We start from the raw sequence: 14,010 nt of genomic DNA, 5'->3' as shown, positions 1-14,010 counted from the left end.
TCCGTCGATCGCACCGCCCGGTTGTAGCCTCGATCGCATGCCCGACACGTCCCTCGAGGATCGCGACCTCGCGGAGCTCGCCGAGTGCATCCTGCGGATCGCGCGCGAGCTCGACCCGCACGCCGCGGGCGCGGGCGTCGACGTGGTGCCCCTCACCGGCACGGAGACTGCCGTGCTGCGGTGGATCCACCGCAACCCGGGAACCTCGCCCAGCGCGGCGGCTGAGGCCACGGGGCTCAAGCGGCCCAACCTCTCGGTCGCGCTGCGGAGCCTCGAGGGCAAGGGGCTGGTGAGCCGGGAGCCTGATCCGGACGACCATCGTCATGCCGTCCTGCACGCGACGCCGCTCGCGGATGAGGGGATCGCGAGGCTGCGCGCCTTCTGGGCGTCCCGGATCCGCGACGCGATGGGCATAGACGTCGGGGCCGCGGCCGACGTGGCCGCGGTGCTGGGGCGCCTCGACGAGGGGATGCGGCGCTAGCCCCAGCCCTTCCACGCGCCGATCACCAGCATCGTCACCGCGAAGCCGACCGGCTGGTTGAGCCAGAGGAACGTGCGCCAGCCACGGTTCGCGTCCTCGCAGGTCTCGTCGGTGACGCCGACGAACCTCGCGACGGACGCGACATAGGCGACCGGGAGCAGCGCGGCGGTGGTCGCGGGCCACGGCAGCGCGAGCAGCACCAGGGACGATGCGCCATAGAGGCCGATCGAGAGCCACACGGTCGCGCGAGCGCCGATGACGGTCGCGACCGACGCGATGCCGCCGATCCGGTCCGCGCGCACGTCCTGCACCGCGCCGAACGCGTGGCTGGCCATGCCCCACAGGATGAACGCGGCCCAGACAGGCCACGTGGTGCGCGCGAGCAGCGGTTGGTCGGCGAGCACGAGCGCGTAGAGCAGCGGGCCGGCGAAGTGCAGCGCGGACGTGAGCGAGTCGAGGAAGGGCCGCTCCTTGAAGCGCAGGCCCGGCACCGAGTACGCGAGCACGCCGGCCAGCACCAGCACGAGCGTGACGCCGGCCGCGAGCGAGCCCTGCGCGAGCAGCCACACGACCGGCGGCATCACCGTGACCGCGCAGGCCCACAGGATCGCCCGATGCACGCGTCGGGCCTGGTCGCGGTCGCGGATCACGTCGCCCTCGACGCCGCCCTTGCGGGGGTTGGCGAGGTCGGACTCGTGGTCGAAGACGTCGTTGATGCCGTACATCAGCAGGTTGTACGGGATGAGGAAGAAGAGCGTGCCGACCACCAGGACCGCATCGACCGCGTGGGTCGCGAGCAGGTACGCGGCGGCGAAGGGGAAGGCGGTGTTGATCCATGAGACGGGGCGCGAGGCCTTGAGGAGGGAACGGATCATCAGCCCTCCTCGTCCCGACCGGGGGCGGCGAGGAGGGTCCAGAGGGTCGGGACCAGCATGACCGTGCCGAGCGCGTAGGCGACGTCCTCGATCGGTGCGCCGGCCACACGCACGCCCGAGATCAGCGCCTCGTCGTAGTCGACGATGCCCGCCGCCACGATCAGGGGGTCGAACACCGCGGTGAGCGCGACGATGATGAGCGCCGTCAGCAGGAGGGGACGATGCGGGAGGCGGCGGAGCGTGGGCAGGGTCGCCGAGGCGAGCACGGCGAGCACCGCGACGGAGAGGACGACGTAGGTCACGCGGGGCGCTCCCGTCGGTCCAGCCAGCGCCACACCAGCAGCGTCTGGTAGGCGAGCAGCGTGAGGAACACGGGCTCCTCGAGCGGCACCTCGGGCGCGATGCGGATGCCGGTGAGCCACGCCGACGGCCCGACGAAGAAGACGCCGAGCCCCACGCCGACCAGGTCCCACAGGAGCAGGAGCCCCACGGTGGCGGCGACGGTGACGAGCGCGGCGCGCGGACGGTCGAACACTGCGAGCCGGTACCGCCGGTCGATCATGCCGAGGCCGCCCAGGGACACCAGCAGCGCGGCCAGGTAGGCGGATCCGCTCACGCGCGGGCCCGCCGCGCGAGGTTGCCCAGCACGCCGCGGTCGCGCGAGCGCGCGAGGAAGCCCGGCGGCGCGGGCGTGGGCAGCGGGGCCGCGTCCACCGCGCCGAGGAGGCGCTTGGCCACGAGCTCCGCGGAGATCAGGCACAGCGGCACCCCGATCCCGGGGACGGTCGAGGCGCCCGCGTACAGCAGGTTCGGGACCTTCGACGAGACGTTTGAGGGCCGCATCACCGCGGTCTGCATGAGCGTGTGCTCGAGGCCCAGCGCGCCGCCGCGCCAGGCCCCGAAGCGCGCCTCGAAGTCCGCAGGCGTGATCACCTGGAGCACGGTGGAACGCTCGGCGAGGTCGGGAGCGCCCGCCCACGCCCCCACCTGGGTGAGGTAGCGCCGCCCCATCGCGACCAGCTCGGCGCGGGACTCGGGCGTGGCGCCCAAGGTCGCGTCCGCCGGGAACGGCACCAGCAGGAACAGCGCGTCCTTGCCCGGCGGCGAGACCGACGGATCGGTCGCACCCGGTCTTGCGACGTAGACCGACGCCGGCACGGGAGGCAGGTCGCCGTCCCGGAGCGCCGTGAAGTTCGCGTCCCAGTCGCGCGTGAACAGGAGCGTGTGGTGCGCGAGCTCGGGCACCTCGCCGTCGACCTCCGCGAGCACCAGCAGCGTGCTCACGCCGGGGCTGCGCCGCTTCCAGCTCTTCGCGGGGTGGCTGCGCCAACGCTCCGGGACCAGCGCGGTCTCGACGTGATGGAGGTCCGCGGCCGCCACCACGACGTCCGCGCGCAGGACCTCGCCGGACTCGAGCCGCACGCCCGTGGCGAAGCCCGCGTCATCCACCACGATCTGCTCGACCGGCGCGGACGTCCGGAGCTCCGCGCCCTCCGCGCGCGCGACGCGCGCGATCGCCTCGATCACCGCGTGCATCCCGCCGCGCGGGTACCGCACGCCCTCGCCCAGGTCGAGGTGGCTCATGAGGGAGAACAGCGCGGGCGCGCGGTCGGGCGACGAGCCGAGGAACACCGCGTGGAAGCCGAGCACCTGGCGCAGGCGCGGATCGCGGATGCGCGAGGCGATGCGCGAGCCCAGCGAGCGCGACAGCAGGCCCGCGAGCGTCGGCAGGCGCCGCAGCACGGTGCGATCCGCGACCTCGAGGGGCTTCGCGTACGTGGTGTAGAGGAAGCGGTCCAACGCGATGCGGTAGAGCTCCTCCGCGTCCTTCGCGTAGGCGCGCATCGCCTCACCCTCGCCGGGCGCGATCGCGTCGAAGCGCCGCCAGTTCTCCTCGGGATCCGCCGAGACGTCGAGGACCTCGGCCGGCCCCCAGGGCTCCTCGCCCTCGAACAGGACGCGGTAGCGCGGGTCGAGGTCCACGAGCTCGAGCTCGTCCTCGACGTCGCGGCCCATGAGCCCGAACCACTGCGCGAAGGCCTCGTGCATGAGGTACCACGTCGGGCCCGTGTCGAACGTGTGCCCTGCGATCTCCAGGCGTCCCATGCGCCCGCCGAGCTCGCCCTGGCGCTCGACGAGGACCACGTCCGCGCCGCCGCGCGCGAGCAGTCCCGCGGTCGCGAGTCCCGAGACCCCACCGCCCACGATGACGATCCGCGGCCCGCTCATGCGGCCAGCCTCCCGTGGAGCCCCGCCAGGTTGCGCGCGGCGAGCGCGGCCTTGACGGGATTCGCGACGCGCACACGCCTGGTCGCGAGCTCGCGTGGCGGGGTGCTCGCGACCTGGTCGAGCAGGCGTGCGTAGATGTCGAGCGTGGTGCCGACCGCGGCGCGGGCGCGCCGGGGCAGCGCGTCGAGCACCGCGGCGGCGGCGCGCATGTCGGCGCGGCACTCGTCGACCACCGCCGCGAGGCGCGCCTGGTCGAGCGCGGCGGCTGACACCCCCGGGAGATAGAGGCGGCCCAGCTGGTGCTCATCGGCCCCGAGGTCGCGCAGAAAGTTGACCTTCTGATACGCCGCGCCCAGCCGGCGTGCGCCCTCGCGCACCGCGGGGTCGAGAGGGCGCGGGCCCTGACCCGTGTTGACGAAGACCGCGAGGCACATCTCCCCCACCACCTCGGCGGAGCCGTGGATGTAGCGCGCGAGCGAGTCCTCGTCGTGGACCGTGCGCACCAGGTCCATCCGCATCGCGGCGAAGAACGGCTCGGTCTGCTCGCGCGTGATGCCGACCGCCCGCGCGGTCAGGCCGAACGCATGCGCCACGAGGTCCGCGCTGTAGCCGCGGTCCATCGCGCCGTGGACCTCGGCCTCGAAGCCGTCGAGGAGCGCGCCGGCGTCCGGCCCCCGGTAGGTGTCCACGAGCTCGTCGGCGACCCGGACCATGGCGTAGACGCTGCGCACGTGCGCGCGCTCCTCGTGGCGCAGCAGCCGCGTCCCGAGCCCGAAGGAGGTCGAGTAGCGCGCGATCACCTGGGCCGCGGCGGCACAGGCGGCCTCGTCGTAGAGCGCGCGCGACGTGGTCGCGTCGTCGTGATGGCGGCGTCGGCTCACGAGCGGCGCTCCGCGAGGCCGTCGATCAGCTCGACCAGGTAGCCCGACAGCGGCGCGGGGATGCGCTCGTAGGCGATGCGCCGGGCGATGCGCGCCTGCGCATCCGCGGTCCGCAGCGCCCTCTCGCGCGCGCCCGAGGCCACCAGCACCTCGCGCACGCGTGCCGCGCCCTCCTCGTCGAGCCCGGGGTCGCCCACGAGCGACGCGAGGACCGCTCGATCCGCGGCGTCGGCCCGCTCGAGGCCCAGCCGCAGCAGCTCGGTGCGCTTGCCGGCGCGGAGGTCGGACAGCACCGACTTGCCGGTGACGGCGGGGTCGCCGAACACCCCCAGGTCGTCGTCCACCAGCTGGAAGCTCAGGCCCAGCGCGGTGCCGAGCCGTTCGAGGTGGGTGACCATCGTGGGGTCCGCGCCCGCGAGCTGCGCACCCGCGAGGAGTGGCACCACGACCGAGTACGTCGCGGTCTTGAGCTCCGCGATCACCAGCGGCTCCGCGGCGGCCGGGGCGCCCGCGTCCGCGTACATGTCGCGCAGCTCGCCACCGATGGTGGTCCGCACCGCGCGCGTGACCAGCTGGAGGCAGGCGATGCGGTGGTGCGCCGGGATGTCGGCGCCCGCGATGAGGTCGTACGACGACGACAGCGCGAGGTCGCCACCGAGGACCGCCGCGGCCTGGACGTGCGCCTCGACCTGGGCGGCCGTGAGACCGGACCCGGCGATCGCCGCGCGCCGCGTGCCCGCGACGTTGGGCCGGCCGCGCCGGACCTCGTCGCCGTCGAGCAGGTCGTCATGGATGAGCATCGCGGTGTGGAGCATCTCCATGGCGGCCGCGACGGGCGCCACGGCCCGCGCATCGTCCCCGCCGAGCCCCGCGTACCCGGCGAGCGTGAGCTGCGGGCGCAGGCTCTTGCCCCCGAGCTGCAGCGCACCGACCGATGTCCACAGGTCCCGGTAGTCGGGGCCGCCGGCGGGAAGCTCCTGCTGGGCGCGCGCGACATGCGCGTCGAGCGCGTCCCTCACCAGGGGAAGTCCCTGGTCCACGAACTCATGCACCTGCTCGGCGGTGCCCACTGGCGTCATCACGCCAGCATAGACAGCGGGGCCCCGCGGATTGTTCCCGCGGGGCCCCGTGTCAGCGTGATCGGTGGATCAGCGGCACTGCAGCTGGTCGATCATCGGCACCTCGGCGTCCGGGTCGTCCGGGTCCGCCGTGAAGTTCGGGTCCGGGATGGAGACCGTGGTGACCGGGCAGCCGACCACGATGTTCACCACCGTGCCCGGCGCCACCTGGGTGCCGCCGTTCGGGTTGGTCGACTTGATGATGCCGTCGAAGGCGGCGTCCGGCACGGTGTCGACCGTGACGTCGCCCACCACGAGGTCCGCGTTCTCGATGTCCGAGCGTCCGGCAGCCTCCGACTTGCCCACCACGTCCGGTACCGCGACCGTGGACGGCGCCTCCGCGACCACGATCGAGACGGTGGAGCCGCGCTCCACCACGCCCTCGCCCGGGTCCTGCCGCAGGACGGTGCCCTCGGCCACGTCCGAGGTCTCCTCGGTGGACTCGTCCGCCACGAGGTTGAGGTCGCCCAGGATCTTGCGGGCCTCGGAGACGGTCTTCCCGGTGAGGTCCGGCAGGTCGACCTTGCCCGAGGACAGGTACAGGGTGACGGTGGAGTTCGCGCCCACCTCCTCGCCGGCGGCGGGGTCCGTGCGCGTGGCGAAGTCGGCGGCGAACGCCGCATCGTTCTCGATGTCGGTCGCGACCACGCGGAGGCCGAAGTCCTCGAGCTCCTGGATGGCGTCCTCCTTGGCCATCCCGCGGACGTCCGGGACCGCGACGATGTCCGGCCCCGTCGACAGGTAGACCGTGACGGTCGAGCCCTCCTCGACGTCGCGCCCGACCTCGGGATCGGTGCGCGTCACCAAGTCGATCTCGATGTCCTCGGAAGGCTCGGTGTCGAAGCTCGCGAGCAGCCCTCGCGCGTCGAGCTCCGCCTGGGCCTCGTCGCGCGTCATGCCCTCGAGGTCGGGGATGTTCACGGTCGCCGAGGCGCTCGGGCTCGGCTCGGCGATGGACCCGTTGTCGCGGGTCATCATCCACAGCGCGAGGATGAGCAGGATCGCGGCGGCCGCCGCGGCGCCGAGCACGGACCACTGGATGATCTTCTTGCGACGCGCGGCTGCGGGATCCTCCTCGTCCTCCTCCAGGGTGTCGATCCCCCCGGTGGCGGGCTCGAAGGAGCCCGGCTGGTCGACGGTGGCCCACGGGTTGGCCCCGGGCATCACGGCGGTCTCACCGCCGAGCGTCGGCTCGGGCATGACCTCGGTGGCGTCGGACTCCGCGCCGTCGCCCAGCGCGGCGGCCGCGACACCGGCGGCGCCGGCGCCCAGCGCCGCGGAGCCGAGCGCGATCGCACCCGTGGACGGGGAGACGGGCTCACCCGACATGACGGAGCGCAGGTCCGCGAGGAACTCCTGTGCGCTCGCGTAGCGCTCGTCACGGTTCTTGGTGAGCGCGCGCAGCACCACCCGGTCGAGCTCCTCCGGGACGTCGGAGGCGAACTCCGACGGGCGCGGCGCGGGCTCCCGCACGTGCTGGTACGCGACCGACACGGGCGAGTCGCCGATGAACGGCGGGCGGCCCGTCAGCAGCTCGAACAGCACGCAGCCGGTCGAGTAGAGGTCCGAGCGCGCGTCGACGTTCTCGCCGCGCGCCTGCTCGGGGGACAGGTACTGCGCGGTGCCCACCACGGCCTGCGTCTGGGTCATCGTCTGGCCCGAGTCGGCGAGCGCGCGCGCGATCCCGAAGTCCATCACCTTCACGGCGCCCGTGGGGGTGAGCATGATGTTGGCGGGCTTGATGTCGCGGTGGACCAGTCCCGCGTGGTGCGAGTAGTCGAGCGCGGCCAGCACGCCGGCGGTGATCTCGACGGCCTCGTCGATCGGCGCCGCGACGTCGCCCTTGAGGATCTCGCGGACGGTGTGGCCCTCGACGTACTCCATGACGATGAACGGCACCGCCTGCGGGTTGCCGTCCGCGTTGACGATGCTGTCCTCGCCCGTGTCGTACACGGCGACGATGCTGGGGTGGTTGAGACCGGCGGCGGCCTGGGCCTCGCGCCGGAAGCGCGTCTGGAAGGACGGGTCGCGCGCGAGGTCGGCCCGGAGGATCTTGATCGCGACGGTCCGGCCCAGGCGCGTGTCGTAGCCGACGTGCACCTCCGCCATGCCTCCGCGGCCGATGAGGTCGCCGACCTCGTACCTTCCGGCGAGGATCTTCGGCTCTTGGTTCATGAAACGTCCTTCGTGGTCCTACGTGCTGGGGGCCATTCTTCCATCTACCGGGGCCTGTGCCTGCGACGTTCGACGTCCGGGCGCGGCCGGTACTCCCGTGGCGCGATGCTCGGCGGCATCGCTCGTCGCGGCGGGGAGGCCGGGAGCGCCAGGTCGAGCGGGGCCTTCGCCCCCGATCCCGGCTCGACCAGCTCGAGCTCCGCGAGGATCCGGTCGAGCTCGAGCGCCGAGCCGGGGCGGCGACGCGGGTTCTTGTCGAGCAGCCGCAGGATCAGCGCGGCGAGCGCGGGGGAGACGCCGACCGGCAGCGGGGGCACCGGCTCGTTGACCTGCGCGATCGCGATGTCGACCGCGCTCGCGGCCGTGAACGGCCGCTTGCCCGCGACGGCCTCGAACGCGATGATGCCGAGCGCGTAGATGTCGGACGCCGGGGTGGCCGGCTTCCCGAGCGCGAGCTCGGGCGCGAGGTACTGCGCGGTGCCCATGACCATGCCGGTCGCGGTGAGGGTGGTCTGATCGGTCCCACGGCTCACGCCGAAGTCCGTGATCTTGACCCGGTCGCCCTCCTGGACCAGCAGGTTGCCGGGCTTGACGTCGCGGTGCATGATCCCGGCGGCGTGGGCGGCATCGAGGCCGCGGCACGTGTGGCGCAGGATGGTCACGAGCCGGGCCTCGTCGATCGTGCGCTCGCGCTCGAGGATGGTCGACAGCGGCTCGCCCTCGACGAGCTCCATGACGATGTAGGGCGTGCCGTCGTGCTCGCCGAAGTCGAAGACCTGCGCGATGTTCGAGTGCAGCAGCCCCGCGGCGTTCTTCGCCTCGTTGCGGAAGCGCTTGAGGAACGTCTCGTTCTCCGCCGCGCCGTCCTTGAGGAGCTTGATCGCGATCTCGCGGTCGAGGTCCGTGTCGGTGCCGCGCCAGACCTCGCCCATGCCGCCGACCGCGAGCAGCGATCGCAGCACGTACCGTCCGGCCAGGGTGGTCCCCGCGTGGATCGCCATGTCAGCTGCCTCCCTCGGCCGCGATGGCGGCCTCCATGACGGCGCGGGCGATCGGCGCGGCGACCTTGCCGCCCGTGGCCTCGGCCTGCGTCGAGCCGCCGTGCTCCACGAGCACCGCGACCGCGACGACCGGGTCGTCGGCCGGGGCGAAGCCCACGAACCAGGCGTGCGGACCCTCGCCGGTCCCGGTCTCCGCCGTCCCCGTCTTGCCGGCGACCTGGACGCCGGAGATCTGCGCGGCCTTGCCGGTCCCGGACTCGACCACCTGGACCATCATGTCCGTGAGCTCGTTCGCGTCCGCGCGCGTCATGGGCGTCGACAGCTCCTCGGGCTCGCTCTCCTCCACGAGGCGGAGGTTCGCGTCGCGCACCGAGTCGACCAGGTAGGGCGTCATGAGCACGCCGTCGTTCGCGATGCCGGCGGCGACCATCGCCATCTGCAGCGGCGTCGCGCGGTCGTCGAACTGGCCGATGGAGGCCATCGCGGTCTGCGCCTCGTCCGGATCGTCGGGAAGCACCGACGGGGTGACCGCGAGCGGGATCGACAGCTGCTCGCCCCAGCCGAACTCCGCGGCCTTGCGCGCGACCACGTTCCAGCCCAGCTGCATCCCGAGGTTCGCGAACGACGTGTTGCAGCTCATCGCCAGCGAGTCCGCGAGCGTCTGGCGCTCGTTCGCGGAGCACGACTCCCCGCCGTAGTTGCCGAGCGTCCTCGAGGACAGCGGCAGGTCGAGCTCATCGGGCGCATAGAGCTCGGTGTCGGCGTCGTAGCCCGAGTCGAGCGCGGCCGCGGCGACGATGAGCTTGAACGTCGAGCCCGGCGGGTAGAGGTCGCCCGCGATCGCGCGGTTGACGAGCGGGCCGTCCTCCTGCGCGAGCAGCGCCTGGTAGTTCTCGTTGACCACGCTGCTGTTGTGGCCCGCGAGCGTCGCCGGGTCGTACGTCGGGCTCGTCACCATGGCGAGCACCTCGCCCGTGCGAGGGTCGAGCGCGACCACGGCGCCGGCATCGTCCCCGAGCGCGGCCGCGGCCGCCTCCTGGACCTGCGCATCGAGCGTCAGCTCGACGCTCGCGCCCCGCTGCGTCTCGCCTGAGACGAGGTTGGACAGGCGCGTCCAGAACAGCGAGTCCGCGGTGCCCGACAGCAGGTCGTTCTCCGTCTGCTCGATCGCGGTGCGCCCGTAGACGATGGAGTAGTAGCCGGTCGCCGCCGCGTACAGCGGGCCGTCGGCGTAGGTGCGCTGGTAGTTGAACGAGTCGTCGACCGGCGAGGACCACACGACCGACTCGCCGTCGACCACGATGGGCCCGCGGAACGTGCCGTACTCGCGGTAGAGCGTGCGGACGTTGCGCGCGTCGGCGTTGAGGTCGCCCGCGGCGATGACCTGGATGTAGGACGCCGCGACCATGAGGGTGAGGAAGAGCGCCAGCACCACCACGGAGAGGCGGCGGACGGGTTCGTTCACGCGGCCACCTCCTCGGGCCTGCGCGCCTGATCGGACAGGCGCAGCAGGAGCCCGATGATCATCCAGTTCGCGAGCATGGAGGAGCCGCCGTACGCGAGGAACGGCGTGGTGAGGCCCGTGAGCGGGATGACGCGCGTGACGCCGCCGACCACGATGAACACCTGGAGGGCGATCGCGAAGCCCAGGCCCGCGGCGAGCAGCTTCCCGAAGCCGTGGCGGGTGCCGATCGCGGTCCGCATCGCGCGCTGCACGATGATGACGTACAGGGTGAGGATCGCCATGAGCCCCGTGAGCCCCAGCTCCTCGCCGAGCGACGCGACGATGAAGTCGGACTCGGCGTACGGCACCAGGTCGGGGCGGCCCTCGCCGAGCCCGGTGCCGAAGAGACCGCCGTTCGCCATCCCGAAGAGCCCACGCACCAGCTGCTCGCTGGTGCCCGAGCTGTACACCTCGCGGTCGAGCGCGTGCAGCCACGCCGTGTACCGCACCTGCACATGGCTGAACAGCGTGCCCGCGAGGACGGCGCCGAAGCCGAACATCCCGAGGCCGACGAGCACCCAGCTGAGACGCTCGGTCGCGACGTAGAGCATCGCGACGAAGATCCCGAAGAGCAGCAGCGAGGTGCCCAGGTCGCGTTCGTAGATCTGGACGAGCATCGCCGCGACCCACACGAGCGCGAGCGGGCCCATGTCGCGCGGGCGCGGGAAGCGCATGCCGAGAACCTTGGGCCCGGCGAGCGCGAGCGTGTCGCGGTTGGTGACCAGGAAGCCCGCGAAGAAGACGACGAACGCGATCTTGGCGAACTCGGCGGGCTGGAGCGAGCGTCCGAACACCGAGATCCAGATCTTCGCGCCGTTGATCTCCGTGCCCAGCCCCGGCACGAGCGGCAGCAGCAGGCCGATGAGCCCGAGCACGCCCGCGGTGTAGGTGAAGCGCCGGAGCAGGCGGTAGTCGCGCAGCAGCAGGATCACCAGCAGGGCCAGGACGATCCCCAGGATGGTCCAGACCTCCTGGACCTGGCCGAAGTCCGTGTCGCGTCCGCGGTTCGCGTACGCGAAGTCGATGCGTCGGATCATCGCGAGGCCGATGCCGTTGAGCGCGAGCACCGCCGGCACGAGGACGGGGTCCGCGAACGGCGCCCACCGGCGGATCGCGAGGTGGATGACGAGCGCGACGCCGCACCATGCGGCGGCGTAGAGCGCGAGCTCGTCGAGCTCGAGGAAGTCCGCGTGGTAGTCGACGAGCCCGCGCGCGAGCACGGCGACCGCGACCGCGAGGCCCAGCAGGCCCAGCTCGCTCCGCCTGCCGGTGCGGACCTTGACGTCCGCGACGGTCGCCACTAGGCCCCCGTCTCGAGCCCGAGCACCACCTCGGCGGCCTCGTCCAGGCTGCGCACCCGGATGGCGTCGAGCACCCGTTCGCGCTGGTAGGGCTCGAGCTCGTCGAGGGGAACGCCCGTCTGCTCGACCACGTGCGAGAGGGACACGGTGCCGACCGACTCGGGGATGCCGCGGTACACCGTGACGAAGCCCTCGTTCTCGCCCACGTAGTACTGCTGCTGCGACCACCAGTAGCCGCCCCACGCGGCGCCCGCGATCACGAGCAGCGCGACGACCGGGAGGATCCATGGCCGCACGCGCGACCAGCGGTCGCGCGACGGCTCGTCGTCGTCGTCCGGCTCCTCGCGCGCGGCGAGGCGCGCGGCCTTGCCCGCGGGGGAGTCTCCGCCGGCGGACGGCTTGCGGCGGTCGCGTGCCGCCGATCCGACGATCTGCGAGGTGGTCGACGGGCCCACCCCGTCGGGCGCGGTGTCGATGTCGACGATGTCCCCGACGATGCACGTGACGTTGTCGGGGGCGCCCGCGGCGAGCGCGAGCCCGACGAGCGCGTCCGCGCAGTCGCCCGGGTCCTCGACCTCGAGCATCGTGGTGCGCATCGTCTCCTTGCTCACCACGCCGGACAGGCCGTCGGAGCACAGCAGCCACCGGTCCCCGGGGTGCGTCTCGCGCACCGAGATGTCGACCGGCACGTCCGCGTCGATGTCGCCGAGGACGCGCAGCAGCATCGACCGCTTGGGATGGTGCTCGGCATCCGCGACCGAGAGGCGGCCGGTGTCGACGAGGTGCTGGACGAACGAGTGGTCCGTGGTCACCTGCTCGAGGTCGCCGCCGCGCAGCAGGTAGGCGCGGGAGTCGCCGATGTGCGCCATCGACAGCGTCGAGCCCGAGCGCAGGAGCGCGGTCACGGTGGTGCCCAGCCCCGAGAGCTCCGGATCGTTCCGCGCGCGCTCGACGATCTGGGCGTGCGCATCGGAGATGGCGGTCTTGAGCTCGTCGAGGGCGTCGTCCGGTCCGTGCGCCTCGCCCTCGAGCGCGGCGAGCCGTGCGATCGCGATGGACGAGGCGATGTCGCCGCCGGCGGCGCCGCCCATGCCGTCGGCGACCGCGAGGAGGTGCGGGCCGGCGAACCCGGAGTCCTGGTTGTTGGCGCGCACGAGGCCGACGTCGGAGCGCGCGGCGAAATGGATCCCGAGGTACATCAGCCGCGCAGCTCCAGGGCCGTCGCGCCGATGCGCACCACGTCGCCGGTGCGGAACGGCACCGGGTCGGTGACCTTCTGGTTGCCCAGGAAGGTGCCGTTCGTGGAGCCCAGGTCCTCGACCATCCAGCGATCCCCCTCGAGATAGATGCGGCAGTGCTTGGCGGAGCAGTAGTCGTCGTCGATCACGAGCGTGCACGTGCTCGCGCGTCCGACCAGGATCGGCGCGCCGCCGAGCGGGATGGTGGTGCCCTTGAGCGGCCCCCCGGTGACGGCCAGGTGGCCGGCCGAGGGCTCGCGTGTCGAGATGGACCCCGTGCGGATGCCCGTGGCCGCGCGGCTCGGCGACGCGGTCTTCTCCGCGCGCGCCTCCGTGTCCCGGCGCGACTCGCGTCCGCGCCCACGCGCGGTGATGCGCGTGCCGTAGAGATCGGCGCGCAGCACCGCGATCGCGGACAGCACGAGCGCCCACAGCAGCACGAGGAAGCCCATGCGCAGCAGGGTGATCGACAGCTGGCTCACGTCAGAGGTCCTCGTCCCCGGAGACCGCGTCCCAGTACATGATCGTGGTCCGACCGATGGTGATCGCGTTGCCGTCGAGCAGGGTGGCCTCGCCGACGCGCTGGTCCTCGACGAACGTGCCGTTGGTCGATCCGAGGTCGGTGAGGATGGTCCCGTGGTCGGTGACCTCGAGGCGCACGTGCCGCCGGCTCACGCCCGTGTCGTCCACCACGATGTCGGACTCGGTGCCGCGCCCGAGCGTGGTCGAGTCGCCCGTGAGGTAGTAGCGCACGCCGTCGATGTCGAGCAGGGGGTAGCGCGAGCTCGGGTTCGACCCGGTCACGGGGGCGACGGGGCCGCGCGTGGTGCGCGACACCACCGCGTAGCGGCCCGTCGCGAGCGACTCGTCGACCTCGAACGTCACCTCGACGGAGCCGACGAAGGAGTAGCGCTGGCGCTCCGCGTGCGTGTGCAGCGAGTCGGCGAGCTCGTGACGCAGCGCGTCCGCGCCCCACTCGTCCACCGTCTCCTTGTCCGCGGGGGCGAGCGCGATGACGTACTCGTTGGGCGCGACGGTGCGGCCGCGGTCGACCACCGCCGCGCGGGCGTCGCACTCGCGCTTGACCGCGGCGGCCAGCTCGACGGGCTTGACGCCGGCCTTGAACGTGCGCGCGAACGCGTTCTGCATCACGTTCTCGACGCCGCGCTCGAAGCGGTCCAGGACACCCATGCGGGCATCGTAACGT

Annotated in this window: 14 protein-coding genes; 1 reads left to right on the top strand and 13 read right to left on the bottom strand. The window is 72.7% G+C overall.

Translation table 11 applies throughout. The annotated features are described in order from the left end of the window. The first annotated feature begins 37 nt into the window (after nucleotides 1-37). Nucleotides 38-481 carry a MarR family winged helix-turn-helix transcriptional regulator gene (locus AOM06_RS09950; RefSeq protein ID WP_062305357.1) on the top strand — a complete coding sequence of 148 codons (444 nt, stop codon included), beginning with the start codon at nucleotides 38-40 and terminating at the stop codon, nucleotides 479-481. Here the strand turns inward: AOM06_RS09950 and AOM06_RS09945 are convergent. From AOM06_RS09945 to AOM06_RS09885, 13 genes are all read right to left on the bottom strand, one after another. Further along, complete coding sequence (locus AOM06_RS09945) at nucleotides 478-1,356, bottom strand: prenyltransferase (RefSeq protein ID WP_062305354.1); 879 nt, start codon at nucleotides 1,354-1,356, stop codon at nucleotides 478-480. The two genes, AOM06_RS09950 and AOM06_RS09945, sit on opposite strands and share 4 nt — an antisense overlap. Next, a complete protein-coding gene (locus AOM06_RS09940) occupies nucleotides 1,356-1,658 on the bottom strand; it encodes a lycopene cyclase domain-containing protein (protein ID WP_062305351.1) in 303 nt (100 codons plus the stop codon). Before AOM06_RS09940 ends, AOM06_RS09945 begins: the two co-directional genes overlap by 1 nt. Further along, the gene (locus tag AOM06_RS09935) at nucleotides 1,655-1,972 is read right to left on the bottom strand and encodes a lycopene cyclase domain-containing protein (RefSeq protein WP_082105488.1); all 318 of its coding nucleotides are present in this window, start codon (nucleotides 1,970-1,972) and stop codon (nucleotides 1,655-1,657) included. The genes AOM06_RS09940 and AOM06_RS09935 overlap by 4 nt, the downstream gene beginning before the upstream one ends. Next, complete coding sequence (crtI, locus tag AOM06_RS09930; RefSeq protein WP_062305349.1) at nucleotides 1,969-3,585, bottom strand: phytoene desaturase family protein; 1,617 nt, start codon at nucleotides 3,583-3,585, stop codon at nucleotides 1,969-1,971. Before crtI ends, AOM06_RS09935 begins: the two co-directional genes overlap by 4 nt. Further along, nucleotides 3,582-4,466: a phytoene/squalene synthase family protein gene (locus AOM06_RS09925; RefSeq protein WP_062305346.1), complete on the bottom strand. Its 885-nt coding sequence runs from the start codon at nucleotides 4,464-4,466 to the stop codon at nucleotides 3,582-3,584. Before AOM06_RS09925 ends, crtI begins: the two co-directional genes overlap by 4 nt. Then, nucleotides 4,463-5,545, bottom strand: coding sequence for a polyprenyl synthetase family protein (locus AOM06_RS09920; protein ID WP_082105487.1), 1,083 nt, complete (start codon nucleotides 5,543-5,545; stop codon nucleotides 4,463-4,465). Before AOM06_RS09920 ends, AOM06_RS09925 begins: the two co-directional genes overlap by 4 nt. 69 nt (nucleotides 5,546-5,614) lie before the next feature. Continuing rightward, entirely contained in the window at nucleotides 5,615-7,759 is a 2,145-nt protein-coding gene (gene pknB / locus AOM06_RS09915; RefSeq protein WP_082105486.1) for a Stk1 family PASTA domain-containing Ser/Thr kinase, read from the bottom strand. A gap of 44 nt (nucleotides 7,760-7,803) precedes the next feature. Beyond that, entirely contained in the window at nucleotides 7,804-8,760 is a 957-nt protein-coding gene (locus AOM06_RS09910) for a serine/threonine-protein kinase (RefSeq protein WP_062305340.1), read from the bottom strand. A 1-nt stretch (nucleotide 8,761) separates the two neighbouring features. Then, nucleotides 8,762-10,225: a peptidoglycan D,D-transpeptidase FtsI family protein gene (locus AOM06_RS09905; RefSeq protein ID WP_062305338.1), complete on the bottom strand. Its 1,464-nt coding sequence runs from the start codon at nucleotides 10,223-10,225 to the stop codon at nucleotides 8,762-8,764. Continuing rightward, nucleotides 10,222-11,565, bottom strand: a complete 1,344-nt coding sequence (locus AOM06_RS09900; protein WP_062305335.1) for an FtsW/RodA/SpoVE family cell cycle protein — start codon at nucleotides 11,563-11,565, stop codon at nucleotides 10,222-10,224. Before AOM06_RS09900 ends, AOM06_RS09905 begins: the two co-directional genes overlap by 4 nt. Beyond that, a complete protein-coding gene (locus tag AOM06_RS09895) occupies nucleotides 11,565-12,764 on the bottom strand; it encodes a PP2C family protein-serine/threonine phosphatase (RefSeq protein ID WP_062305332.1) in 1,200 nt (399 codons plus the stop codon). The genes AOM06_RS09900 and AOM06_RS09895 overlap by 1 nt, the downstream gene beginning before the upstream one ends. Then, nucleotides 12,764-13,285 (bottom strand): FHA domain-containing protein FhaB/FipA, encoded by a 522-nt coding sequence (locus AOM06_RS09890; RefSeq protein WP_062305329.1) that lies wholly within the window; start codon nucleotides 13,283-13,285, stop codon nucleotides 12,764-12,766. The genes AOM06_RS09895 and AOM06_RS09890 overlap by 1 nt, the downstream gene beginning before the upstream one ends. A gap of 1 nt (nucleotide 13,286) precedes the next feature. Then, nucleotides 13,287-13,994 (bottom strand): FHA domain-containing protein, encoded by a 708-nt coding sequence (locus AOM06_RS09885; RefSeq protein WP_062305326.1) that lies wholly within the window; start codon nucleotides 13,992-13,994, stop codon nucleotides 13,287-13,289. Nucleotides 13,995-14,010 lie beyond the last annotated feature (16 nt).

Source organism: Demequina subtropica (assembly GCF_000971235.1).
Classification (GTDB): domain Bacteria; phylum Actinomycetota; class Actinomycetes; order Actinomycetales; family Demequinaceae; genus Demequina; species Demequina subtropica.
This window is presented reverse-complemented; position numbering and strand designations above follow the sequence as displayed.